This is a genomic window from Sphingobacterium sp. DR205 (assembly GCF_011064245.1).
GTDB lineage: Bacteria > Bacteroidota > Bacteroidia > Sphingobacteriales > Sphingobacteriaceae > Sphingobacterium > Sphingobacterium athyrii.
In genome coordinates this window covers 1884335-1908351 of record NZ_CP049333.1, presented here as the reverse complement: position 1 = coordinate 1908351, position 24017 = coordinate 1884335, and the positions used below count along the sequence as shown (strand labels likewise).

The 24017-nt window shown below is 39.1% G+C and carries 23 protein-coding genes; 6 read left to right on the top strand and 17 right to left on the bottom strand.

Annotation, left to right across the window (positions count from 1 at the left end; translation table 11 throughout):
• Positions 1-100 precede the first annotated feature (100 nt).
• The 3 genes from G6053_RS08045 to G6053_RS08035 all read right to left on the bottom strand — a co-directional run bounded on the left by G6053_RS08045 (position 101) and on the right by G6053_RS08035 (position 2771).
• Entirely contained in the window at positions 101-559 is a 459-nt protein-coding gene (locus tag G6053_RS08045) for a hypothetical protein (protein WP_108632573.1), read from the bottom strand.
• On the bottom strand, positions 552-1604 hold the full coding sequence (locus tag G6053_RS08040; RefSeq protein ID WP_165306107.1) for a hypothetical protein: 1053 nt from the start codon (positions 1602-1604) through the stop codon (positions 552-554). Before G6053_RS08040 ends, G6053_RS08045 begins: the two co-directional genes overlap by 8 nt.
• 165 nt (positions 1605-1769) lie before the next feature.
• Complete coding sequence (locus G6053_RS08035; RefSeq protein WP_165306106.1) at positions 1770-2771, bottom strand: hypothetical protein; 1002 nt, start codon at positions 2769-2771, stop codon at positions 1770-1772.
• 238 nt (positions 2772-3009) lie between these two features.
• Between G6053_RS08035 and G6053_RS08030 the strand changes: the two genes are divergently transcribed.
• The 4 genes from G6053_RS08030 (at position 3010) to G6053_RS08015 (ending at position 4648) form a co-directional block, all read left to right on the top strand.
• Positions 3010-3624 (top strand): hypothetical protein, encoded by a 615-nt coding sequence (locus G6053_RS08030; RefSeq protein ID WP_165306105.1) that lies wholly within the window; start codon positions 3010-3012, stop codon positions 3622-3624.
• A 214-nt stretch (positions 3625-3838) separates the two neighbouring features.
• The gene (locus G6053_RS08025) at positions 3839-3976 is read left to right on the top strand and encodes a hypothetical protein (RefSeq protein ID WP_165306104.1); all 138 of its coding nucleotides are present in this window, start codon (positions 3839-3841) and stop codon (positions 3974-3976) included.
• Between the two features lie 138 nt (positions 3977-4114).
• Positions 4115-4339 (top strand): hypothetical protein, encoded by a 225-nt coding sequence (locus G6053_RS08020; RefSeq protein ID WP_147430542.1) that lies wholly within the window; start codon positions 4115-4117, stop codon positions 4337-4339.
• Positions 4340-4423: 84 nt separating this feature from the next.
• On the top strand, positions 4424-4648 hold the full coding sequence (locus G6053_RS08015) for a hypothetical protein (RefSeq protein WP_165306103.1): 225 nt from the start codon (positions 4424-4426) through the stop codon (positions 4646-4648).
• Positions 4649-4687: 39 nt separating this feature from the next.
• On the opposite strand, the gene G6053_RS08010 is transcribed toward G6053_RS08015, so the two are convergent.
• The 3 genes from G6053_RS08010 to G6053_RS08000 are packed head-to-tail and all read right to left on the bottom strand — an operon-like array spanning position 4688 to position 10701.
• Entirely contained in the window at positions 4688-5941 is a 1254-nt protein-coding gene (locus tag G6053_RS08010) for a TlpA disulfide reductase family protein (RefSeq protein ID WP_165306102.1), read from the bottom strand.
• A gap of 17 nt (positions 5942-5958) precedes the next feature.
• Complete coding sequence (locus tag G6053_RS08005) at positions 5959-7311, bottom strand: RagB/SusD family nutrient uptake outer membrane protein (protein ID WP_121126846.1); 1353 nt, start codon at positions 7309-7311, stop codon at positions 5959-5961.
• Between the two features lie 9 nt (positions 7312-7320).
• Positions 7321-10701: a SusC/RagA family TonB-linked outer membrane protein gene (locus G6053_RS08000; RefSeq protein WP_165306101.1), complete on the bottom strand. Its 3381-nt coding sequence runs from the start codon at positions 10699-10701 to the stop codon at positions 7321-7323.
• A gap of 572 nt (positions 10702-11273) precedes the next feature.
• On the opposite strand from G6053_RS08000, the gene G6053_RS07995 reads away from it, so the two are divergent.
• Positions 11274-11549: a helix-turn-helix transcriptional regulator gene (locus tag G6053_RS07995; protein ID WP_165306100.1), complete on the top strand. Its 276-nt coding sequence runs from the start codon at positions 11274-11276 to the stop codon at positions 11547-11549.
• Between the two features lie 5 nt (positions 11550-11554).
• Here G6053_RS07995 and G6053_RS07990 read toward each other — a convergent pair whose 3' ends face one another.
• Positions 11555-12424: a HEPN domain-containing protein gene (locus tag G6053_RS07990; protein WP_165306099.1), complete on the bottom strand. Its 870-nt coding sequence runs from the start codon at positions 12422-12424 to the stop codon at positions 11555-11557.
• Between the two features lie 406 nt (positions 12425-12830).
• On the opposite strand from G6053_RS07990, the gene G6053_RS07985 reads away from it, so the two are divergent.
• Positions 12831-13544, top strand: coding sequence for a toll/interleukin-1 receptor domain-containing protein (locus G6053_RS07985; protein ID WP_165306098.1), 714 nt, complete (start codon positions 12831-12833; stop codon positions 13542-13544).
• Between the two features lie 139 nt (positions 13545-13683).
• Here G6053_RS07985 and G6053_RS07980 read toward each other — a convergent pair whose 3' ends face one another.
• From G6053_RS07980 to G6053_RS07935, 10 genes are all read right to left on the bottom strand, one after another.
• Positions 13684-14403, bottom strand: coding sequence for an NARF domain-containing protein (locus G6053_RS07980; protein WP_165306097.1), 720 nt, complete (start codon positions 14401-14403; stop codon positions 13684-13686).
• 40 nt (positions 14404-14443) lie between these two features.
• On the bottom strand, positions 14444-14914 hold the full coding sequence (locus tag G6053_RS07975; protein ID WP_206531892.1) for a Mov34/MPN/PAD-1 family protein: 471 nt from the start codon (positions 14912-14914) through the stop codon (positions 14444-14446).
• Positions 14911-16566 (bottom strand): ThiF family adenylyltransferase, encoded by a 1656-nt coding sequence (locus G6053_RS07970; RefSeq protein ID WP_165306096.1) that lies wholly within the window; start codon positions 16564-16566, stop codon positions 14911-14913. Before G6053_RS07970 ends, G6053_RS07975 begins: the two co-directional genes overlap by 4 nt.
• Before the next feature lie 3 nt (positions 16567-16569).
• Positions 16570-17520, bottom strand: coding sequence for a nucleotidyltransferase (locus tag G6053_RS07965; protein ID WP_165306095.1), 951 nt, complete (start codon positions 17518-17520; stop codon positions 16570-16572).
• Positions 17510-17716, bottom strand: a complete 207-nt coding sequence (locus tag G6053_RS07960) for a hypothetical protein (protein ID WP_165306094.1) — start codon at positions 17714-17716, stop codon at positions 17510-17512. The genes G6053_RS07965 and G6053_RS07960 overlap by 11 nt, the downstream gene beginning before the upstream one ends.
• Position 17717: 1 nt before the next feature.
• Complete coding sequence (locus G6053_RS07955; RefSeq protein ID WP_165306093.1) at positions 17718-17891, bottom strand: hypothetical protein; 174 nt, start codon at positions 17889-17891, stop codon at positions 17718-17720.
• Positions 17892-18364: 473 nt separating this feature from the next.
• Positions 18365-18961, bottom strand: a complete 597-nt coding sequence (locus G6053_RS07950; protein WP_165306092.1) for an RloB family protein — start codon at positions 18959-18961, stop codon at positions 18365-18367.
• Entirely contained in the window at positions 18958-20244 is a 1287-nt protein-coding gene (locus tag G6053_RS07945) for an ATP-binding protein (RefSeq protein WP_165306091.1), read from the bottom strand. The genes G6053_RS07950 and G6053_RS07945 overlap by 4 nt, the downstream gene beginning before the upstream one ends.
• A 195-nt stretch (positions 20245-20439) precedes the next feature.
• Positions 20440-21069: a hypothetical protein gene (locus G6053_RS07940; protein ID WP_165306090.1), complete on the bottom strand. Its 630-nt coding sequence runs from the start codon at positions 21067-21069 to the stop codon at positions 20440-20442.
• A gap of 1217 nt (positions 21070-22286) precedes the next feature.
• Complete coding sequence (locus G6053_RS07935; protein ID WP_165306089.1) at positions 22287-24014, bottom strand: NosD domain-containing protein; 1728 nt, start codon at positions 24012-24014, stop codon at positions 22287-22289.
• Positions 24015-24017: the final 3 nt, after the last annotated feature.

The window sequence follows — 24017 nt, the reverse complement described above, 5'->3', positions numbered from 1 at the left end:
AAGAAGCTTTGAATGAGTGCCGAAAATTGAAAGAAGAAAGCTGTTCAAAAAATCGAAACAAAACGAAAGAAGAAAATAGAAAGTTCGGATTCTAGGGAAATCAATCCGGGAGGTGGTGATATTTCTTTTTAAAGTCCACCATATCTGCATGCAAAAAATATTTGCCGGTATGGTCTTTTTTGAATGGGAGTATTAAGCCCTGTTTTTCACAGCGGTATAGTGTTTTTGAAACAATGCCCACATAGCGGCATACTTCTTTGCTATGCACCAGCACCAGCGGTGGATCGGGCAGTTTTCGGAGAATCAACGTTTTAATCTGCTCGGATGAATCCGTGATCCTGTCAACAAGATACCTGAATGCGTCGTGTAAGCAGGGCTGCCGACATTCTTTTGGCTTCGCAGAAATGTCAAAACAGCCTTCACAATGTATAAATTTATTCATAGATTGGGATTTAGGATCAATCGCCCTCCCCTTCCATTGTTGGAAAACCAATTGATCGGGTTTATAATAATTGAAGATTTTCATACCGGCACAAGGTACATTATCACGTTTATTCATGAATTTTAAGGATTTTATTTCGGTATTGCATAGCCTGTTCAGAAAGTAAATTGAGAAATGTGCTTTTGAGCCTATTTGAGCTTTTGACTATCAGATTAGACCGCCTTAAAATTGCGTGAAATGCCAGCTTCAGAAAGGACAGGATTTCCGTATGGGTGGTGCTGACATTTTGCAGCATAAATAAGGTAAAAAATGCTTTTGTAGGCTTATTCCCCACTCCTATCAGTGTAATCCCCTCGCGCATGACCGATTCATAATCATAGAGTTCGATCCATGCTCCTTTTATTTTTTTACCTTCCAGAATGATGGGATTGAGGTATTTCACGAGCTCATCGACCTCCGCCAACAATCCTTCAACAGTCTTTTGCTGCTCAAACTTACCATATACATTGCACTCATGAATGAGCCGCAGCAGTTTTTCAAAAGTATGCCTATCCCAGATTTCTTCACTGTCAATGGCAGCATAGCTTTCAAATATGGTTCGAAAGCGTGATGATAAGTCAAAGCGCTTTATTTTTCTCAGAAACTCTTCAAAGGTGAGTTTTTCGTCCACAATATGATGATAGTACATAAAGATCTTAAAAAAGGCCAGTTGTTCAAAGCCCACCAGATGAAATAGCGGCACTTCGGAGCATACCATTTTTATCCAGGGACTATCCTTGCTGGCCAAGATCTCCATTTCCTCGCACAGCGCGTCGATATATTGTTGAAGGTCCGTGAATTCGAGGCGCAATAAGGGCATATAATTGGAGTCGATTGACAATACAGTTTGTGGTGCCCGGCCCGGTGATTTTTCAAGTCTGCCTTCTGCTGCGGCTTGCTGTTGCAGCTGTAGTTCGATATCGTACAAACGGATATCGAAATGGCGGGCAAGCCGGTAAAATTCGGGACCAGTCAAATATGTAGTCCCCCTTTGCCGATTGCGCAGCGAACGTTTTTCGACGCAAAGCAATTCCATCATTTCCGCTGTCGTTCGTTCAGGATCTTTTATTTTTTCTTCGATAATCTGAAACAGGGCAAGTTGTATATCAATATCGGGCTGCATAAATTGGATAACGCTAAAGTTAATTATTTAAAATAATAAACTTTAAATATATTACAAACCTTAATTAATTAAAAATAAAACTCGACATGAAACAGTTATTTTACCAAACGGTTTATCTAACGGTAAAATTTTTACCGATAAGCAACTAAAAAGGTTAATCTTTTGCTAATCCATTTTGAATGTACTTTTTATTTTGTCTACCAGCGTAGGTTCTATCTGGTAATAGCTTGCAGGCTTATGCTGACAGCGGTAAGAATAAAGTTTACTTTGAACACTTTTTCTGTTGATCTTTTCAAACAGCTCTTCGAGGGCAGGAGATATAATAATATAGTGCTTTTCCAGATCAAATAACATAATATGGTCAGCACGAATATACAGCGTGCTGTTGATCTGTATAAAAATTCCTTCAAAAATAGTATCAATTGGTTCATCGTCATCAGCTGCAAAAGGGATCGCATAACCTTCGTTAATGATAACATAATCAAAACCTTCCCCATATATAAACGCGAAAAAGTCCACATCTAAAACCTCGCTATCTGGATCAGTAGATTTAATTTTGTCTGTATCAGCAAATGTATTGGCAAGCTTTTGTGCTTCGTCTAATAACCTTTTTTCTTCAACATCTTTTGACCTAGTTTTTTTAGTTGGATTTTTAGACTCAGCACTCAAAATTGCAAGCATTCGTTTTTGATATCCTTTGAAGAAGATCAATACCAAATAGCCAATTATTACTGCGGATAAGTAATATTTTAAATCGGCCTGTTGATAAAAGGCCAGGATTTCTGATTCGTCCCTCGACATAGGCACTACATCTAAAGCTTCGTCCAGTGCGCTGCTATTCCGTCTTGCATTAAAGATGGCATATCCGAAAAGTAAGTTGGTTAACGTGAGAGGTAAGACCGACCATAATACCAGATTATGGGGAGGTCTATATTTAAAATCTGATTGCACTACGAGCATAACAACAGAAAACCAAAACACATAAAAAGTTGCCGACGATAGAGACCAGTTAATCCGATCTACAATCATTTTATCATAAAGCTGCTCGGGTAAAGACCGGAGCGCAGGGATATAGGCCGCAAAATTACAGATAGCCACCACAAAAATACCGGTGACAATGCAAATAACATAATCATACCACCTAGGTTTACCTTTCGTTTCAATCATAATCAGTCAAATAATTGGCTGTAAATATATTATTTTAAACAGGCCCAACATAGGTAATATATTTACCTAAACGCAGACTGTCAAGTAAAACAATTACCTTTTGAATGAACCTCTTAGGACCTAAATTTACTTTATTCGAAATTCATTTCTAGTTGAATGCCGAAAACATATATAAATCTTATGAGCAATGGCGTACTATTGAATATGCTATGCCATATTAAAATAACGATTTAACCAAATGGGAACATACTATTCAGGAAACGAGTCGCTTGTGACATTTTACAGCTATTGGGAAAAATTACATCCCGACCTTGAAGATTTCCATAAGCGCTGGCTATTGGAAAATGGAGAGATTATACCGATGAAAAGAGGTCAGATCCTATCGGAAATGCCGCATATGCAATCCGCGCTCTACATTGTATTAGTAGGCATATTGGCAAAAGAGCGTTATTGCCCTGATCGGGACCAGCGACTGATTATGACCGTTGCCCTACCCCATGTGGGATTTTTTACGACGATGCATTTTTTTAGCAGAAGTCCAGCTTTGGGTGATATAGTTTGTTTAAAATCGGGGTTAGTCTTAAAGATTCCCTACAAAGCAATAGCGCCCTATCGTAACCAAGAAAAGGCGATTGATACGCTAATTGATTTAATAGTCAATAAGAAAAAATACCAGCTTGACCATCTCCGGGTAATGGATTCATTGCTTATATCCACAGATCGTTATTTCTATTTTGCGGATCATTTGCCGCAACTCTGCCATGCACTTACACAAACCCAGCAGGCCCGGTTATTACATATGTCCGTGCGAACTATCCGGCGGGCAAAACGACTATATGTACGACGAAAGTGATTTTTAGGCCACTTGGTGTCCTCGTTTCGGCCAAAACCTCTGTAATATCTTTGAATTAACGAAAGAAGAAAAAATACAGAGCATTAAATTACAGTAATGAAGCAACAACAGTCAAACGGCAAAGGACAGACCAACAGGCATATCTCGGAGATGAGCCCGATCTGCTCGACGGTGAGCAATCCGAAGCAGGGCCATCCAGCATTGCTGCAGGAGAATGTCAGGGTCATGGCAGGGGATCATCGAATCCCGCTGGGAAATTGTTGTTGTGCCGGGCCGGTCAGAGATCGACACGGCCGTAGATATACGACTTTCCCGCATAGGCGGTAGAGGAAGGATTGGTCTGGCAGAATAAGGAGTCCCAGCGCCAGACCAAAGAATTCGCTATGTGCGGACTCGGGGCCAATGTGCTGTCCAACTTTTTTGACCGATATGAACAGCGACATTGTGATCAATTCATAAATCTAAGTTAGGCAATTTAAATCATACAATTATGGCATGGTTTCAATTACTTGCTAATGGAGATGCAACAGATCCAAACGACTACAATCAAGTGACTTCACCCGGCTGTAGTGGTGCGAATCATATCTGTGCAATTCAGACAAGTCCAGATGTAAACAACAAGCCTGTATTCACTACTTCCCTAAGGAACGAGATGATTACAGCGTTGAATACAAACTCCAGTAGCACAAACGTTCAGTTAAGAACAAATCCGTAAATAAGGTATTGCACCTTATTTCAAAGGGCGCTCATAAGGCGCCCTTTCTGAAAATCAAATGTTTCACTTTTAAATCTAAAAATTATGCCTTGGTTTCAATTAGTAACTGGTGGTGATCCTGCAGATCCCAACGACTGGATTATAACGGGTAAACCGTCCTGTACGGGTGTTGGATACATCTGCGCAATTCAGACAAGTGCAAATGCAAACAATAAGCCTGTATTCACCACTCCACTGAGGAATGAAATGACTCATGCACTCAATACGCAAATGAATACGGCAAATGTTCACTTACGGTCGATTCCTTAATTATTCCGAAAATCAATCAAGGGTAGGAATTATCCTTGATTAATGCCCTCTTTCCTTAATGATCATAACCTCGATCACCTTCTTTTCACGGACTGCTTCCAAGCCGTAATAAAGTATCTGTTCATTTAGTTTTTCCAAGGAGCTATAATCTGGGATCTCTATAATTTCTTTAAAGCCCGATTCATCAAATGCTGGTGGATAGAGTTCGCTTACATCGAGTAAAAAAGCAAGATTATCTGCACCTTCCACTCGCCGACCATCCGTTGGCTTAACAGCATTTTCCTGTGATTTATCGGTCTTTCTAATAATGATTACGTCTTTTTCTTTCTTTTCAATAGATGCACTTACCCCCAGAAATGAAACAAGGTCGTTCATCACCAATTTTGCCATCTCCTTTTTAGACAAAGTATCCTGACTAAAACGTTGATAGCAGATCGCATATTTCGTATCCCATATCCTTGGTCCGATCGTGTTAGACTGATACTCATACATGGATGGATCCTTCACGTTCCATTCTACTCTACCCGGAATCCAGAGAAAATTTGGCGGGTCAATGAAATTATATAGCCGCTTAAAGGCATTAAAAATACTGGTATTGATCAAGCTCGTCACATACATGCCCGTTACCGAATCCTTTTCGATTGGTAGTCCGCCCTTAAACTGCAGATCGTCTCGATATCCTGTGATCAGGACCTTTCCCTTCAGGTTAGCATCGGCCGAATCATGTATCACTGTCTTGGTATTAAAATCGTCCTTTACCGGGATATCCAATTTTTCGTTCGCAATAAGTTCATCGATAAACTTTGATTTGATATAATCCGGATAGGTAATAGCTTTTACCTTACCCATATAAATAAACACCGTGTGTGGTACCCCCTGATACGGAAAATATTTTTTTAATAGCGAGTCCGACACAATGGTGGGCAAATACGCATTTTTCTCTTTGAGGTATTTATTCTTTTTATAAAATTCCGTGATCAGCTCTTTGGACTGCCAAGTCACCGCAAAGATCTGGGCTTTGTCCCCCACTTCCTTTTGCACTTCCTTGACATGGGGCATCAGCTGGATACAGGTAGCACAGCTGGTATCCCAAAAATCCAGGATCAATACCTTGTCTTTATAGTCATCCAGGTCGACCTTTGTCCCTGAGAAATTCAGTATTTCCATGGCAGGCATATCCGGTACCGCAGCGCTAATTTTCAACTGGTTACTTAAATCTACATTTGCATTATGTTGACCAAAGCTAATCTGAAAGGCTATCAATAAACCTAATGTCATTATTAATTTTCTCATCTTTCTATTTGTATATATTATCGTTTGTTCTGTTCAATTGTTGGATTTAGGTCTACTACTGCACGGGGGATTAAAAAAGCATATTTAGGACTGCCGACCACAAGCTGATAATTCGTCCCATTGACCTCGCGCCGAGGAACGACCTGTGTTACACCTGTTTGATTCAATCGTTTCGTGTCGGCCCAGCGTCTTCCCCTAAATACCAATTCGCGTCGTCGTTCTTTCAATATCTCGGATAGCAGCATATCATTCCCCCAATCGACGGGCACGAATTTTCCATTTGCGAACCTGTTCTTACGCAGCAGGTTGATATCAGCCAGAGCATCCATGTTTTTGCTCAACCGGGCTGCAGCCTCCGCACGGATCAGTAACATCTCACTGGAAGTAAAGCCTATGAATGCTCCAATAGCGCTCTGGTCGTAATTGGTCTTGTAACCATAGGTTCCGGGATCAAAATCATTGTATTGAAAGTAGATCAGTTTACGCAGATCATGATTCGCATAAAGCGCCATCAAGTCCGGATTTATCCGTGCGGCATAAGGTGTTAATGTTTCCGAATAAAATGTTTGCGCCGTAAATATGATCTCCGCATTGTTCTTGGGGATACTCATTTCATCGTATATATCCAGTGTATTGTAGTCTAACAAATTTGGCTGTGCTTTCCATGCAGAATCTGCATAGCGAAAAGCACCCGCGTAGTCCTGCATATCAAGATACAGTCGTGCCAGTCCGGCATAGGCAGCCGTTTTATTGGGTCTGCTCCGAGCAATAGCCGTTAGCGGCAGCTTATCTGCGGCCATCTGATAGTCCGACACAATCTGCTGATAGGTATCCAATAGGCTTGCCCTTCCCTTGGGCAACTCAAGATCCGGTGTAAATTTCAGGGGTAGCCCCAGTTCCGCAGCAGCCGTATTTTTATTAAAGGGCAGACAATAGAGCTCGAGCAACTGCTGATAGGCAAAAGCCCGAAAGAAATGAGCGTTACCCACAATCTCCTTTGCTTGCTGACTCTCCTTCTCCTGCGCCGAAAGTGCTTCCACTACACTTAATATCTGGTTTGCATAGAAAACCGCCTTATAGGGCCCTTGCCATGCAGCGGCATTGATCGTGGGCTCATCCGACCAGATGTAGGCATTGCGCTCATCCGGATCCGATATGGAACTCCAGTCTTCGCCATTCAGGTAAAACTCTTCCCCTGCGATTAGATTTGCTGCTGCAAAACTGCTGTTAAGTACAGCATATTCATTCAACAAGAGTTCGCAGTCAGCAAGCGTACTCGGAATGTCCATTTTCCGATCAGGCTTGAGCTCTAGAAAATCTGAGCAGGAGGCCATTAATAGGCCTATGGTAAGTATGATATAAGTTTTCATATAATCGTGTTAAAAAGAAAAACTAAGTCCTAATGATCCGGCAAAGGGGTCGGGTGGATTATTCCCAAATTCCGGGTCTATTCCCAATTTGTTTGCCCGCCATATGGACATGATATTGGCCGCGTAGGCATACACCCGCAGATCTTTTAGCCAGCGGTTTTTGGGTGAATAGCCGATCTGAATATCGCGCCATTTGATCTGATCTGCCGGCGACACCAGGGCGGCAGAATACATATAGAAATTCGCCTCCTGCGCATTGGCCGGATAGGTAAACACAGGTACATCCGTTATTTTTTCGTCCCCGGGTTTCTGCCATCGCCTGGCATAGTCAGCATGCCCTACATTGTTGGCCACCAAGGTGGAATAGTTAATAGACTTGCGCATAAACTTGTGCCCCAACTGAAAGCTTATATTGAACGAACAGTCCCAGTTTTTGTATGTAAAGCTATTCCGCAATGATCCAAAGTAAAGCGGCAATGCCGAACCTGAATTCTGCATATCTGCCAGCAATGTACCATTTACGATGGACGTATAATTGGTGGAAATCTCTCCGTTTTCATAGCCCCGCGGCTTGCCCGTCTGTGGATCCAGCCCCGCCCATTTGTAACTGATGATGCTATTGAGGTCAGCCCCTTCGATCGGTGTGACATTCATAGAATACGCCCCCGAGCGGTAGTAGCGCCCAAGCTGATCGGCCAGATACGATTTTGTCACCTTGGTGCGGTTATAGGAAAAAGCAAGATCCGAACGCCACGAAAAATCTGTAGCACTGATATTGACTGAATGGATAGAAAGATCTATCCCTTTGGCTTTGAGATTGGCACTGTTCACATTAAGCGATGCAAAACCTGTAGTCGGGTCTATCTGCGTAGCCGAAATCAGATCTTTTGGCGTTTTGATATAAAATTCTGCCGAACCGCTCAGGCGGCCACCCTTAAGACTAAAATCCATCCCTAAGTTAAACATCCCCACCGTCTCCCATCTCAGATCGGGATTTGGCGGGCTTTGCATACTTGCCTGGGGCAATCCCGTCAAAAAGTGATTTTGGGTAGACCGTAGCATAATCGGATAAGCCGATGTGGCATTGTTTACATTCCCATTTTTACCATAGGTCATGCGCAACCTGAGTGTAGAAAAGGGACCATCGGTCATAAAGCTTTCATTGGAAAGTAACCACGCGGCACCTATGGACCAAAATGGCTTGCCCCGATCATTGGCACTGACGCCAAACAGGTTGGAGGCATCCTTGCGCATGCTGGAATTAAAGATATACCGTTGTTTAAAGGTATAAGAAGCATTGGCAAAGTAAGATGTAAAGCGATTGGTTACCTCAGCTAACTGTGGGTAATTATTGATTTTACGGACACCCAGGATCCCATTAAGATAAGGGTGATCATGCACAAGGTCCGCTTCCTGATAGGACAGCGTCGTAGGGTCATAGCCAAAGAATACCGATGAGTGGGCTGTCGAATGATCTTGACGGATCTCGCCGCCCAGCAATACATTAACTTCGTGGGCGTCCGTAAATTTACGGTTGTAGTCCAGCTGTACCCTCCCCTGCTGTGCATCGCTGCTACCATTTAAGATATAGAGGTAGTCGCCGACCGGATAGTTCCATGTGACGGACTGCTTGTCCCATGATGCGAAATAGTTGATCTCATCGCGTTGGTGCATACTACCAATCCCCCGCCAATTTTCTTGTTTGGTATCCGCTTTTCTAAAATTATAGAGCAGCGAAAGCCTTAGCTCGGGCAGTATCTGATAGTTTGCTCCAAATGAAAACATGATCTCCTTTGTATTATCCTTGATCTGTGTTTCGTACAGTTCGGCAAGCGGCCTGTAATTCCAGTCGAGCAGTCTTCCGCCAGCCACGGTATCCCTAAAGTCGCGGCTCAGTCCCACAGTCTCTACCTCTAGTGGATTACCGTTTTCATCTGCCAGGCGCATATAGGGATAGTTGCCATAGCCAGCTCCCATTTCATTGTATTTGATCGGCACCATAGCATCCTTGGTGGTATACTGTGTGTACTGTGTACTCAGGTTGAGCTCCAAGCGATCTATGGGTTTGTACGCCGTCTGGTTACGGAAAGAAAGTCTATCGGACGAATTGGTAACCACCGCCCCTCGGTTTTTATCAAAACCTGCCGAGAAAATATTGCTCAGTTTTTGTCCACCACCTGCCAACTGCACATTATACTGCTGTTTTACGGCTTTGCGATAGATGTACTTGGAAAAATCATCCCGCATATCTATCGCCCGCAGCGCATTTATTTTATCGGTCAGCTGAGCATCCGTCAATTTGCCTTCCTGACGATCTTTGAGCAGTTGCACCACAGGCGTCATTGTATACATCCGGTCATACATACGGCTGTTGTAAAATCCCTTTTCAAAAAGCATCAGCTCCACATCAATGAAATCCGAGGTACTCATCTGCGGGAAATAGTAGAGGTCAGGTTTATTTTCAACGGTGGTATTTGCATTGACAGATACCCTAAAAGGTTCATTTCGTTTTGCTTTCTTGGTTGTGATGATAATCACACCATTTCCCGACTGGGCACCCCAAATGGATGAGGCAGAAGCATCTTTTAATATGGAGATATTTTCGATATCATTGGGGTTGATGTTATTGAAATTACCGCTATAAGGAAATCCGTCTACTACGATCAGAGGCCAGATGTTAGAGCTGATTGAGCTCCGCCCCCTGACATTGATATTGGGAAATTTACCCCGGTTCTCATCGAGCATTTTTACCGTCGAGATACTGGGCACTACATCTTCCAACCTCGATATAAAATCCATGGATACCTTGCGATTCAACAGCTTGTTATCTACGAATTCAAAGCTTCCCGCAGCCCTTTCCTTGGGAATCTGCTGTAATCCGGTGCTCACCACTTCCACCTCATCCAGCGTATTCTCTTTGAGAAAAAGGGTGATATTAAGCTTGATATCTACTTGATAATCGACTAATTGGTCGTTATAGCCGATATGAGAAAGTGCTACTGCTCCTTTACGGCTTGAAACCGGAATTGTAAAATTCCCATTTTTATCAGTTTTGGCGTTACCTTTTTCGCCTGATATGCGTACCGATACGCCGGCTAAAGGTTCCCTATCGAGGGATGATACCACGGTACCACGTAATAGTTCCTGTTTCAACCCATCGGCCCCACTGTCCTTGCGGGGCGTCTGAGCTGATAAACTAAACATATGAAATACAGCAATGCATGTCAGGAGCATTGATGTATTCTTCAATGCCTTAAAAGAAAAATATAAACATTGAAAAACTAAAGTTGCAATCAAGAGCAGTAAGTGCTTCGATACCTGCGTATATTTAAAATAATTTAGATTTGATAGAATAGAAAGTACCCTTCCACCCCTATAAAAATTTATCATTTTTTAAGGTATTAATGGTGGTTCAAGCAGCTTCTATCCCTCTGTTGAATTGTTTATTAAACAATACCGAGTCCGAGACAAGCTCAAACCACCGAATAAAAAATAAAATTATCTGTACTTCTAGTGCGGTGAAAAATTTCTATAACAAGGTCAATAACATAATGGTCGCTACGCACACTAGTAAAAATCGGAAGCCGATATATGGATGAGTCCTTGGTTAGATATGTAACATATCCCCAAAGTAATTCTCAACCTATAAAAGCTATTCTGGAGGGCATTTTTTTAGAATCAATGGATCCTTAAAAAATGTCCTCTTGATATATGATAGATAGAAAAGGAACCTCCCTTGCTCATTGGTTGAGCGTGAGAAACTACGCGACCATATCCTTAAATAAATAAGGGAGGCCCTATCTAAATATTTCCTGTATTCTTTTAAGCTTATAATGTTCATTCGTCTTGGTTTTCAGTTTCTCACGCTGTTACCAATGAATGATAATACAAATATAAGAAAAACAATGTAATTATTCCAAATTTGGTATAATAAATTTACTATTTTAAAGGTCTATTTGTTTATGGCTGAACAGTACATAGACAAGGAAAATTTAGAAATTATTAGGGAAAGACTTTGGGCTATTTCAAATAAAAAAGAAATTACCCTTGAGGATATCCAAGATCGCACTGGATTTAGTTATAGCCAAGTTTATCGAATCGTACGCGGAAGTAACAACATGTCAGTAAGTGGCTTTATCGCGGTATGTAAAGCCCTAGAAACTCAACCCACGGAAATATTTGACTTCAAGATCAGAATTCCCAAACATTTGCCATTGAGAAAAGACAGAAAATCCTAGCTTCTTTAAAGCTGCGTGATACGTTCGTTACATAGTCTTGTAACCACATCTTCAAGTTTACCAACTTTACCTATTAATTTTTTCAAATCCTCAGGATCGATATAATAATCATCCTGATAACGGGCATCCAAATAAGCCTTATTCAGAACATCAAACAATCTATATTCTTCACTATCATCAATAGGATATTTAAAGATTTGATTTAGGTTTTCATCAATATGCTTCGAGTATTTCCTATATACTTTTAATTTATGAGTTTTGGGCTTGTATCCGGTATACACTAATAGCAGTCCGCCATAAAGTTTCTCGGCTGCTTGATTTAAGTTAAAGATTATTTCATTCAGAGGATCTCCATCTTCCAACGCTACGTTCAAAGAGTTCTTTGTAATTTTCAAAAAGCGAGAACCGCTCTTAACCCATTTCTCATAGCTTCGAAGTGCAACTTCCTTCTCTTCATCTCTACTCAAAGGCTTAGAGTCTGAAAAGATAAATTCTCCTGAATCAAAAAGAACAATCCCTTCTTTGATGATATCCCTAAAGAAGTACTGTCCCATCTCTAATCCTTTGTTCACATAGTTAAAGCTATGTACAATCGGACTTACATCATTTTTATATTTCAGCGTTCTGTTTTCTATCTTGCTAGCAATATCATGCTCTCTATCTTTGTCGCCATCAGATATCACAACCAAAATATCGTAATCACTGATGTATGAATAAGTCGCACCCCTTTCCTCGTACTCATCTTCTACCCACTTATCAGATGTGTGACTGCCAAATAAGATAACCTTAGCCGGATTTGCTACTTCACAGATGATCTTCACGATTTCAGCTAATTCGTCCTGTTTGTGTTGGGGTAAGTGTGATAATGCGTTCATAGGGTTAAAGGTACAATTTTTTGAGATTTGAGATAAGCCCTACTATCTTCACTGCTTTTATGAATTACAAAAAAGTGTAACGAAAAAAACAGACAAAAACCAAATACTGCCATAAAATCAAAGACAATATGACAGCAAATGTCATGGTATATACAAATAATTACCGAAAATCACAAACGGCAATATAATTGATAAAAGTACAGTTTGAAAACTATAAAAAAGGAGACTTATATGATATAGATAAAACAACTAAAACCTTAACACTCTAAACAAGGCTTACAGCGTTCAAGTTTAGAATTATTCTAAATCATTGCCTCAAACAGTCTGCGAAGATAAGAAGCATTCTAATAAAAAAAGAATTTATTAACAATATTTAACAAATAAAACTAATTATAAATACAATAATATGTCAAGATGCACAGCACCAAGATATGGTCATCGCACAGCGAGTGGAGCAGCTGCTTGCCCCGCATGTAGCAGTCGCTACCGTAGTTACAGTCCCTATTCGTACTCATCATACAACGATACTTATTCTAATCCTATACGTAGTTCATCATCCGGAAATTATAACAGTAGTAAAGGGCGAACACAAAAAACAAGATGGTCGAAGTCAGGCTCATTAATCTATTATACTCCTGCAGAAATAAAAACTTTAACTCCAGTTAGAGAAATTGTAGAACAACGAGCAAAAAAAACCGATCTTAGAGACATTTTTCTCTGCCACGCTTGGGATGACAGGAAAGAATCAGCTAAAGATTTATGTGACTTACTTAAATCTAAAGGAGTATCAGTCTGGTTTAGTGAAAACGATATACCATTAGGAACAAATTTCCTTCGAGAAATTGATAAAGGCTTGGTAAAATCAAAAATTGGAATTGTTTTGGTTACGCCTAATTTTTTGAAAAGGGTCCAAAGTGAGGGTGTCGCAGATAAAGAGCTTTCTGCTTTACTCGCTAGAGATCAACTTGTACCAATTATCCATAACACAACGTTCGAGGACCTAAGAGATGTTAGTCCATTATTGGGTTCAAGAAATGGTTTAAGCACTAGCGAAGAATCGATGGAAATTATAGTAGAGAAACTAGCAGAACTAATTACTGTTGAAGTCGCTGAAATATAGTTCCAATGTGTCAGTGGCATTAAACCTATGCTAAGCGCAAGGAGTTTCCCATTCTCGTGAAGGGGTAGGAAACTCCTTTTGAATCAGTTCGTTTCACCCAACAGGCAAGAATTTTAATACTAAGTGATCGGCACCCTCATTAACCATTTTCCTGTTCAATTAACTTCACAACCTCAGCATATTTTAATGTAGAAAGTATATTGTGATATAGAGTAAATGGCGAATTTGAAAAGTTTAATCGATCGTTGGATTCAAGCCTTTTTTTGGAATAGGCTACATAATGAGTATCCTCTTCATCATTCATAGCCATTAGTTGATCAACCTGTTGTTGACTTAGCTCTCCATTCGGCATATTGAAAACCATTAAATCATGATCAGGAAGTTCGGTAAAACCTCCAACAGTTCTACAAAGCACATGTTTAAATTTTAATTTACTCAGAAATGTACCGATTTTTTCACTTCCGTCCTCGTTTGCACTTATGACCAAAATTTTCTTGGTATTCCTTAATTTATTATCGAATGTTTCTGTTTCTACCAAGCGGATAATATCATCTCTTTTCTTTTCGATCAATGATGCAATTCGCGACGTGACAAGTTTTCTAGCGTAAATAAGTAGAGCAATATAACCTAGTGCAAAACCGCCGATAGTCATTGGTATTCCCAATTTTACTAATAAATCAAGAGTCTCTTTTGATTCTTCAATCTCTTTTAAGCCATCTTTTACGTCTTTTTCAACTTGGTTTTTAAGAGTTTCTGCGCGCGCATCTGCTTGTGTGGCAATATCTATTTTGTAACCCTCCAGCTTAGATACCCGCTCCTCTAATGCTTTTATTTCTGGACCAGTCTTTGCTAAACTCATCTGTAACCATGTTATAGTGAACAGAAATAGCAAAAGTATTCTAAATAATTTCATATTTATATAATTTATTCTCTTTATAAATGAAAAATGCAAATTCCGCTGATTTCTCTGTAAGACCGATAATAATCATGACGGGGTTATCTATACTTACACTATCAGCAGTTACAATTACTCTCATAGCATTATAATCCGTATAACTCGGAACAGGAGCAACATTAGGATGTGTATGCCACTCTCCAATGTAAACCAAAGAAGGGTTTTGATGGTAATAGTCCTCCAATGCCTCCTTTAGACCTGCAACACCTCTTTCGAAGGTTGTTTCGGTAGATTTAAAATCAATTGGTAATATACTGTCGATGATATTCGCCGTTCTTTTATCGTCCGAATAATATCCGACTAACACACCTCCAAATTCTTTTGGATATTGATCAAGTCCATAACGCGCTAGCGTATCTATTAAACTCTGTTCAATAAAAATCCTTAATCCGGTTTCCTTATTTACCAATTTCACAGCTGCTGCAATTTAATTTCAAATCCATTTTTGTTATCCGTTGAGAGATAAAAAGACCGTTGCTTAACTTCACGTTCATAATTTAAATTGATCTGCTTTAAAGCATATTGCACAAGTACAGAAATATCGTTGTATGACGCTTTAAAAGTAGGACTCCAACATCCAGTAGGGCTGTAAAGATCTTCTATATCGTTATTCAATAAAGCATAAATAGCATTTGTTGCACCATATAAATTTGGATTTACAGCACAAACCAGCTCTTTGGCATGGTTGGTAATGCTAATGCTGAAAACATCTGCTTTTATTGGGAGGTTATTCAACATAAATGCGACATCATTATCCGTCGTACAATCGAATACTAGATCAAAATCAGAAAGTGCTTCGCAGAGATAGTTAGCCCACTCGTCGTTACCAATTCCAAGTTTCGCTGTATCTAATAACTGTTCATTAAATTTCAGTGCAACGAATGGAGAAATCGACCTTAACGTCATCATCAACTCATGAATCTTTTTATTCACTCCAGTTGCAAACAAATACTCCGATCTACATATATTTCCAGCCTCTTTCATATCGTGATCAATAATCGCCAAATTTGTTGCACCACCCCTTACCAAAGTTTTTGCCAGGTTGCTACCGATCGCGCCCACCCCTAATACTGCAATTTTTGCTTTAGCTAATCGATCGTTCATTTTGCCTCTTCCAAAGAAAAAATCATAGGAACAATTATCAGTTTGCTGCCACTTGATTTCTTGAGGTATGCTGAAGTAATTCCAAACCCTCGTTTTAGGAATTCTATCAGCTTTGATAGGAGGTTTGTTCATATCAATCCTTATTGATTGCCAATGAATATTGATATCATCTATTCTGTATCCTAACAAAAGAGATACATAACTACCATTGTTCGGCTTCCAAGCTCGTTGTATATTATACAAATATTCTTTGAATGAATATGGCAGGAATCCATCGAGAGCTGACCAATCGGATACCGCAAAACGACTCATTTCTACTGGGGGTTCTTTTAGAAACACAAAAAGTCCTTCAGACTTCTCCCTCGCATATAAATCAACAAAACCTGTATCCCACTTGCATGTAGCGACTTTTTTATTTTTAATTCGGTAATCGACTATAATATTTGAGTGTAATATCCGCTGAGGCTCTCCTTTCACAATATTTGAGCTAATAGTCGAATAAGTAAAAATTCCGAAATCATCATCGTTAAATAGGTAGTCTACATCTGTAAACAGAAACACGTCACCTTCTGTGCCTGATTCAACGGGAACAATGATATGCTCGTAGTGCTTATCTGTGTCTTTCTCAATGTAATATTTTCTTACCCAATGTTTTAAAGAATCGATGTCATAAGATATCTTTTGCGTTATATCTGGGCTATGTAGAGTATGTAAGCAAATTGACCCGTCACTATTAACGTGATTGAAAGAGATCAAATCTTTATTGATAAATCGAATAGCTTCCTGTCCTTGAAAACTTAGTGGATAGCAATCTAATATTTCAACTACGAAATCCAATTGAACGTCCTCGATCGAAATTCTTATATTCCCTTTGAGCCGAAATTCTTCGGCCTCAAAGGGAGTTAAGATATCGACTCCATCTATCTGTTCTAAAGCAGAACCTATTTGTTCAAACCGATCCATGTCTTATCCAAATTTGACAAGAGGAGGCACAGAACGAGAATTTCCCTTAGAGCCGTAAGTTTCCTCGGGAGGAAACTTCTCATTGATTGGAAAATAAAGTTTAATCAAATCGCTTGATTCATCAATTCTTTCAATCAGGTAAGCAAAATCTGATGAAAGACTTTGTTTTTCATAATCTGTTAATGTATCAGCGACTTCATTATTGGTATTACCCGGATCTGGAAGAGAAATTGATTCTATATTATCCTTAATAAATACTAAAACAGAACGTAATTTATCCCAAAGGTCACCTTCAATCGTCAGCTTATCAAACGCCTTTATAACAATAAGCTCTATAAGAAATGACTTAGGATAATTCTGGTTTATATGTTTCTTCCAAACCTTTAAAAGCCTGATGATATTACGAACGGACGTACGATCATCCCCGCTTTGTCTTATATGGTCGACTTGTTTGCGCACATTAGAACGGATATAGTCACTTCCTCGCGCAATCTTACCAAATTGCGAATACACATATAAGTTTAGCTTTTCATCCTCCTCGTACTGACCTTGATTTAATTCTCTACCTGGCACTATATCTATTTTTACTACCTCTCCGTCAACGTCAGGGAAGAATTCTATTCCAATAGATACTTTTTGTTTACGAACGTGCGCCTCTCCATTAAATTCTTCATATAAAAAGTCGTACACCGCTTCATACATTTCCTCCAATGTACTAAAGGCGTTGCGTTTAAAAGGAACCATTAAATCGAAATCAAATTTGAGATTAATTGCTGTATGCTTAGCAAACGAGCCAGAATTAAAAGGAGAATATAAATTATCCCCAAATCGTTCCTTGAGGCTGTCCTTTATTGTATCCCTCTTTTCTTTGAACTTATCTAATAGTCCCTCTTCTTTACTTACCTTATGGGAGCTCAATACATCCCATAGGTAACTACTTCTATCAGTTGCCATCTGTCACCTCCTTCTCGCTTTCCTCCTTATTATTACTTGTACTACTTTTCTCCTTTGAGCTGGTATAACTAGGTGTAACACTGGTGAGTATACCTGCAAGCATCACCAAACCCCAATAGTCCTTATCCGCATAAATCATATATGCTGATATTAAAATCAAAAGAACTGACACTAAATTGTAACTAATGTACTTCATTTTATTTCTCCCTCCTTACTCCTTTAAACTTACCACCAGATGTTTTCACATCCATAAATTGTCCTGTTTGTGTATCACGCTTAGTCCACAATCCTGTTGTTGGATTTTGAGACTGCGTACGCCCACCGACGTATCCGTGACGTCTATTGTCGCCAGATTTTCCATTTCCTGCCATAATCTTTTAAGCATTGAAATTTTAACCTTTGCTTATGCCAGACCATATTGAATATCTTTTTGCAAAAAATCCATATAGATAATCAAAGCGATCCTGCTTAAGCATTATTTAATCCCAGAAATAACGTGATTTGTACTTAGGAAACCGGTCAGCGTATAACCCCGGCTGTGACTAGAAAGAGAAAGTATAATTACGGTTTTTCCGCAAAAAATTTTGATTATGCAAAACAAAAAGCTTTATTTTGCGTTCAAATAAAAGAACAATTACTTTCGTCTTGGCTTTCTAGCCACGGATGATACAAAAGAGCTAAGAGGTCGAAGACTTAGCTCTTTTTTTTTATACCATCCTCCCACATCTATCCATATCTCATTTTCATACTACTAATTATTTTATTATTAATCCATCAGTTACAAACAAAAATACTAAATTTTAAATCATCTTCATCTTCAAATAAGATGGAAGTTTTCCACATATCAGGCTTTCCCTCCCAGTTCCTTAAAAAAAGCAACAAGCTTATGAACAGAGGTATATGGCTGTTGATCTAAGACTGAAACCCCTTCATTTCTCCTCTCCAATTTCTGGGCACGAACAATAGCATCATTGATATAGCCCCCCAATTGCTCAAAATGATTAACCTTTGTTTTATGATAATCCACCCAATGCTTTTTAAGATACTTTAGACATTCATCACCATTAGCAAATGAACGTCCACAATCTTCAAAATGCAAAATAAACCAATACTCAATGCTTATCGCCGAAAAAGCTAAATTGAATCCCTTCCTTTCAACCTCTTCAAATACCTTCTGTAGATGCGGAGAATTGTCATGGTCGAAAAACAACCAAACATCCTTATACGGAACTTTTTCCTTCTTAGCCTGACTCACTCTTTCCTTTGCTTCAGCAATCAAGTTTAATGGATCGTTCTTTTTATGACGAACGACATCAACATTCACGACACGCTGAAGATCCCGTGGCAAATACGCTGAACGCAAAGATTTCGCATAAACCTCTTCAGTGAACCCTTCACAGAGTATCAGTACTCTTCTTGTTGATGCTACCCTTCTCTTCATTCGCCTTGCATTTCAACCAAAAAACGTTCATCCCTAATAACAGGAGTCGCTCCTAGACGACCAGCAATATACCATTTATCCAAAGGGGTATCTGCACGCACACCTTCAATATCCGAACAACGAAACATCGTAGAAGAACCGCATTCATCCTTCTCTACAAACCAAACCTGATCACGCCTAAATATATCATGTGACAATTGGGTTACATCATGTGTAGCGAATATTAACTGTGCATTATTTCTGTTAATATCTGGACGATGGAATAACTTGATTAAAAATGTAGTTATGTCGGGGTGAAGATTCTTTTCTAGTTCATCCACAACCAAAACATGCCCCAATTCGAGTGCTTCAATAATAATTCCTCCAAGAGCAAAAAGATTCTTTGTACCAGCAGACTCATTTTCTACTTCAAAAGCTCGCTGACCAACAATTTTTCCATTCTTGTATATTGGATGAAATGTTTTTATATCGTATTTGTAACGGTCTAAAAACTTCTCCTTTACATCATTGGGAATATTGGAAGGAAATTTAAATAACTCCTCATTCGTTTCTTCAGCTGACACTTCAGAAATACCAGTATCCAATGCACATATTAGTGCATTAAACTTACGAGAGAAACCTGAATCTGAATCCTCGGCAAGCCTTCTAGCATACAAACGTTTCAAGTCTTCTTCAGCAGCCCCATCTAACATTGGGAGTACTTTTAAATTACTATCAAAGAATCGGTAAGCGTCCAATAATATCTCCACATTATTCTCCACTGCCTTAGAAAGGAACAATTGGTTGGAGAGAGTCATACGCTCTATAGTCTTCTTACCACCACGATAATTATCTCCAAACCTCATATCTTTGCCCCTTTCACGGCTAAAGAGAAGAGACTTGTAGTTCCCGTTCAAAACACTCATTTCCTCCAGCTCTATCTCTTTCTCATTATAAGATACCTTATACTCATATCGCACATTATTTGAAACAAAATCTATTTCAAATTTGACTGGATTACGTTCATTATCTTCGTCAAGCAGAAATGGTTCATAAGGAGGTATAGCTTTATCCAATTTATAAGAAGATGATCGGATCACTATATGCCTTAATGCCTTAAAAGCCCTCAAAAAACCACTTTTCCCTGAAGCATTAGCGCCGTAAATAACTGTTGATGCTAAAAGTTTACGGCCATCTATCTCGAAATAATTCCCATCATGCCCCCTTAATGCAGATTTAGTCATATCTAATTCGATACGATCTCTCAATGACCTAAAATTTTCGACTACAAACTTGATTAACATATTTTCCGTATTATTTCAATACAAATGTAACTACAAAATCTGATAAATCCTATTTTTTACGTTTTTTCGTATTTTTATTAGTTTATATCAGTTTTTATCCAAAACAATTTTAATGTCTACTTGATTTTCTAAACAAGCTTATGAATATAAATTTAATTGTAAAGTCACCCCAACTCGAGTGGTTCTATTTTAATCCTATCCTATCTCCTGCAATTCCAATTCAACTTTGGTAAGTACCTCATTAGACCTCTCCAATACAAATTGAATTCTTTCATCAGAAAACGAGATAGCCTGGTAAGAATGATCAATTGTATTATATACAAATACCCGCACCTTGGAGAGACTGCTTGCTTTCATTTTCCTCGCTATCCAATACTGTTCGATAGGCAATCGCAAAGTACTGCCAAAGTCAAACTCCCTATCTGTCAAAACAACTCCGACAGGATTTCCATCTAAATCTTTAAATATTGCGCAGCTCTGTCCCCCAATCATATGCCCATCTTCCAATCTTAAATTAATCTCAGAGTAGTTGAGGATACAAGTGAGTCCTTCTTGTATTAGAAATGTATAAAAATTATGCAATACAACTTGGCATAATTCTCTCCTCCGACGATTTGCCTTATTGTCTTTAAAAGTATCTCGCAATCTTATCTCAAGAAGACGTTTTGCCTCATTATAATCAACAATACCTTTTGCAAGTGAAAAACATACTTCGTGTGTTACCTTATTAAAACCACCTTTAATAAAGTTGTTCTGTTTTAAGACCTGCGCCATTCCTTTCGGATCCGCTTGGGCAAAATCTAGTTGTCTACATGACAATCTCATTACAACCTCCTTTTATACAATATCCTACCATCAAACTTGCTGCAATTCTGGCATGCAGACTCCTCCCATTTCCTCCAAAACCTTGTTTTGAAAGATCCGTTGTATTCTTTCGAATCATCTTTGAATAATATGAGTTAAGAGGCCACTAAACTCATCAAATTACGGGAGCCAAACCAATTGTCATTTTTCAAAATAAATTGTTACGAGTTAGCGTAAATATTTACATTTGAAAAACCAAAATATGAAGACGGGCTTGGACCTGTCCCAAAGATTTTAAGCCACACTAGCACTGTGGCTTTTATCTTTCTACAACAAATATCAATGATTTTCTTGCGAAGCGCTAGTTTGACTTTTACACATTTTGAACAAAAGTTTGTCATAGGATGCGTTTACCGTGAGTTATTAAAATTAAATATCTGACATACTGATATTTACGAATGTGGATAACTTTAAATTATAAAATATTACCTTATTTTTATGTACAAACAATTCAGTCATAAAATAATCATTTTTAACCATTTGAACTTTAAAAAATCACTATTTGTTCCTACTTTTGCACCACTCTGGCAGATTAATATTTATACCTACCATAAGAACTCTAACTCCCGCTTTCTACACCTAGTTCTAATCACCAATCTTCTGTATGAATCAAATTATATGTAGCGCAACAACGATCATTTGATTGGATAATAACATCTTTAAAGGATGCGCCGAAACAATTAAGTTTTTTTGCGATATACTCTTCTCTATTTTCAAGATACTCTCTTAATTTCCTTTCATTACCTTGTAATTCCCTCGGAATATTGAAGGTCATTTGATATGTTTCAATCATATTTCAAAGTTCCTATTATGAAACTTTTAGTGCAAGACATTGTGCTTTACGTTGCCTATAACGGTAACTTAAATTCATCCAAAAATGACACGAACTAAGATATAATTGTTTATAATTTACAGGGTACGGGATACCATAAAAGATTCTCTTCATCTAATTGTATTTTAGATAAAAACATTTTAAAATGGAAACAATTAAAGCAATCAAACCGGGACCAAAGCCAAACAAACCTGATGGCACACCCGACAAAAGACGACGGGTTACACCCGAAACGAAACCCAAACATCCAGAGCTAAAACCGCACAAGCACAAACCTGGGGATTCGAAGTAAAGAAAATAGAGGTAGTCTCATAATTGACTTACGAGACTACCTCTTATATATATTCTAAGCCTGTTGTCCACTTCCCCGATCAGATGTCAGCTTTAAATTAAACTGGGCTTTTAATTCATTGACCAAAGTTAAGGCCGTGGGTAAGTCCGTCGCATTTTGGGAAACAACATCAGCTACCGCTCCAGATTGTTTCACTACACCAAAGGTATCGACCTTTGCTTCATTTTTGGATGTTATCATAGTTAACCATTCACCAGCAATATTATTGGAGATTTTCTGAATATAGATATTCTCGTTACCTGATGACCTAAACGGCATGTAATAACGTGTCGCATAAAGATTAGCAACCTCAACCTTCAACGTGCCAGCAACTGCCGCACCAGTTGGAAGACCGATAATACTTGCGGCTATGGTATCATTTGTTATATTATATAAACCGGAAATGCTAAAGGTGTCTTGATTCATATCGCCAATATTTTCTCCCGCGATTAAATTGCGCCTAAAACTTATTGACTGGGACAACTTAAAATTAGGGGTATTGAACAAAGCAGTCAAAGTCGCCTGTGACTCCAATCGGATACGATTGCCGTTTCCCCAGAAATTATTCGTATCGAGTGTGCCTGATTCCAATAAATACCCACCAACTTTCAGCGAGTTATAAAACGTATTTCCATCGATTTCATTGCCATAGCTTTTGGAGACAGTATTCGCACTAGAATCCAATACAATACAGGCAACGGGTGCCACAGTGGCTACTCCCCATCGATTAAAAGTATTGCCCTGAATCTTGGAATTCGTTACGCCCTCGGACAAAATGGAAGATCCTGAGCTGGTAGTGAAATTATTGTTGCTGATGATTGTTTTATCTATCCTATCGGCATGTACTGCTCCTTTGGAATTGTAAGGCGGATTGGTCCCAGTATCGGAATAGCGCTGTGCGTGATCGACATTATTCGACGTAATATTGCTATTGATAATATTGCCCGCTTTAATAAAATAACCTAAAAGTGTGTAGTCAAGATTGCCGGTCACAAGGCTATTGACAAGATTACCCATAAAAAAGGTATTAAAACTATCGCTAAAATTGCCGATGATATCAAATCCATAGCCGTCTGTTGTCTTATTATTGATCAATGCAAAATTGTCCCGATTGGCATTGCCGCTATCGAATGAATGGAAGAAATTGTTCCAGATCCGATAACCTCTGGCACTGCCGCCATATTTGCCCAAAGTATTAAACTGTTTAAATACCATAGCATTATGACCACCGCTAAATGTATTATGCTTAATAGTAACTTGACGTCCCCAAAATTCCAGATGGGTCTCGGCATTGCCAAAGTCACAGCCTTGGATCACTGCATCAATGTTGTTTTCCAGATCGTCTTTCCATGGATCGCCTGAGTTTGGATATTCATCGACTCTTTTGAACAGTACGGCTACAGAATTTGCGATGTTAACCGATCGCCCCCTTATGGCCACATCTTTAAATGTGGTTCCCTGTGAGTAGTTTCTTATGGTATATAGGTCTGTAGAGCTTGCCATCAATTCGATACAGGATTTAACATAGGAATTACTACCTTGTTCGCTGACAATGCCCCCTCCTAGGCTATCATGTGGTACACTGAGTGTTTTTGAAGTATAGAATTTGCGCCCCGGAAGGCTGATACATTTTCCCTTGCCTGCACAATAGTTTAACGCATTTTGTAAATAAGGATAATCATCTGGGTGTGGTGGCTGTCCGCCCGTTTCGACACCTTTAGCGCCAAAATATAGCACATTCACATT

Bases quoted from the DNA above. Each gene is read 5' to 3' on its own strand.
- G6053_RS08045 (WP_108632573.1), bottom strand. From the start codon at position 559: ATGAATAAACGTGATAATGTACCTTGTGCCGGTATGAAAATCTTCAAT.
- G6053_RS08040 (WP_165306107.1), bottom strand. From the start codon at position 1,604: ATGCAGCCCGATATTGATATACAACTTGCCCTGTTTCAGATTATCGAA.
- G6053_RS08035 (WP_165306106.1), bottom strand. From the start codon at position 2,771: ATGATTGAAACGAAAGGTAAACCTAGGTGGTATGATTATGTTATTTGC.
- G6053_RS08030 (WP_165306105.1), top strand. From the start codon at position 3,010: ATGGGAACATACTATTCAGGAAACGAGTCGCTTGTGACATTTTACAGC.
- G6053_RS08025 (WP_165306104.1), top strand. From the start codon at position 3,839: ATGTCAGGGTCATGGCAGGGGATCATCGAATCCCGCTGGGAAATTGTT.
- G6053_RS08020 (WP_147430542.1), top strand. From the start codon at position 4,115: ATGGCATGGTTTCAATTACTTGCTAATGGAGATGCAACAGATCCAAAC.
- G6053_RS08015 (WP_165306103.1), top strand. From the start codon at position 4,424: ATGCCTTGGTTTCAATTAGTAACTGGTGGTGATCCTGCAGATCCCAAC.
- G6053_RS08010 (WP_165306102.1), bottom strand. From the start codon at position 5,941: ATGAGAAAATTAATAATGACATTAGGTTTATTGATAGCCTTTCAGATT.
- G6053_RS08005 (WP_121126846.1), bottom strand. From the start codon at position 7,311: ATGAAAACTTATATCATACTTACCATAGGCCTATTAATGGCCTCCTGC.
- G6053_RS08000 (WP_165306101.1), bottom strand. From the start codon at position 10,701: ATGATAAATTTTTATAGGGGTGGAAGGGTACTTTCTATTCTATCAAAT.
- G6053_RS07995 (WP_165306100.1), top strand. From the start codon at position 11,274: ATGGCTGAACAGTACATAGACAAGGAAAATTTAGAAATTATTAGGGAA.
- G6053_RS07990 (WP_165306099.1), bottom strand. From the start codon at position 12,424: ATGAACGCATTATCACACTTACCCCAACACAAACAGGACGAATTAGCT.
- G6053_RS07985 (WP_165306098.1), top strand. From the start codon at position 12,831: ATGTCAAGATGCACAGCACCAAGATATGGTCATCGCACAGCGAGTGGA.
- G6053_RS07980 (WP_165306097.1), bottom strand. From the start codon at position 14,403: ATGAGTTTAGCAAAGACTGGTCCAGAAATAAAAGCATTAGAGGAGCGG.
- G6053_RS07970 (WP_165306096.1), bottom strand. From the start codon at position 16,566: ATGGATCGGTTTGAACAAATAGGTTCTGCTTTAGAACAGATAGATGGA.
- G6053_RS07965 (WP_165306095.1), bottom strand. From the start codon at position 17,520: ATGGCAACTGATAGAAGTAGTTACCTATGGGATGTATTGAGCTCCCAT.
- G6053_RS07960 (WP_165306094.1), bottom strand. From the start codon at position 17,716: ATGAAGTACATTAGTTACAATTTAGTGTCAGTTCTTTTGATTTTAATA.
- G6053_RS07955 (WP_165306093.1), bottom strand. From the start codon at position 17,891: ATGGCAGGAAATGGAAAATCTGGCGACAATAGACGTCACGGATACGTC.
- G6053_RS07950 (WP_165306092.1), bottom strand. From the start codon at position 18,961: ATGAAGAGAAGGGTAGCATCAACAAGAAGAGTACTGATACTCTGTGAA.
- G6053_RS07945 (WP_165306091.1), bottom strand. From the start codon at position 20,244: ATGTTAATCAAGTTTGTAGTCGAAAATTTTAGGTCATTGAGAGATCGT.
- G6053_RS07940 (WP_165306090.1), bottom strand. From the start codon at position 21,069: ATGAGATTGTCATGTAGACAACTAGATTTTGCCCAAGCGGATCCGAAA.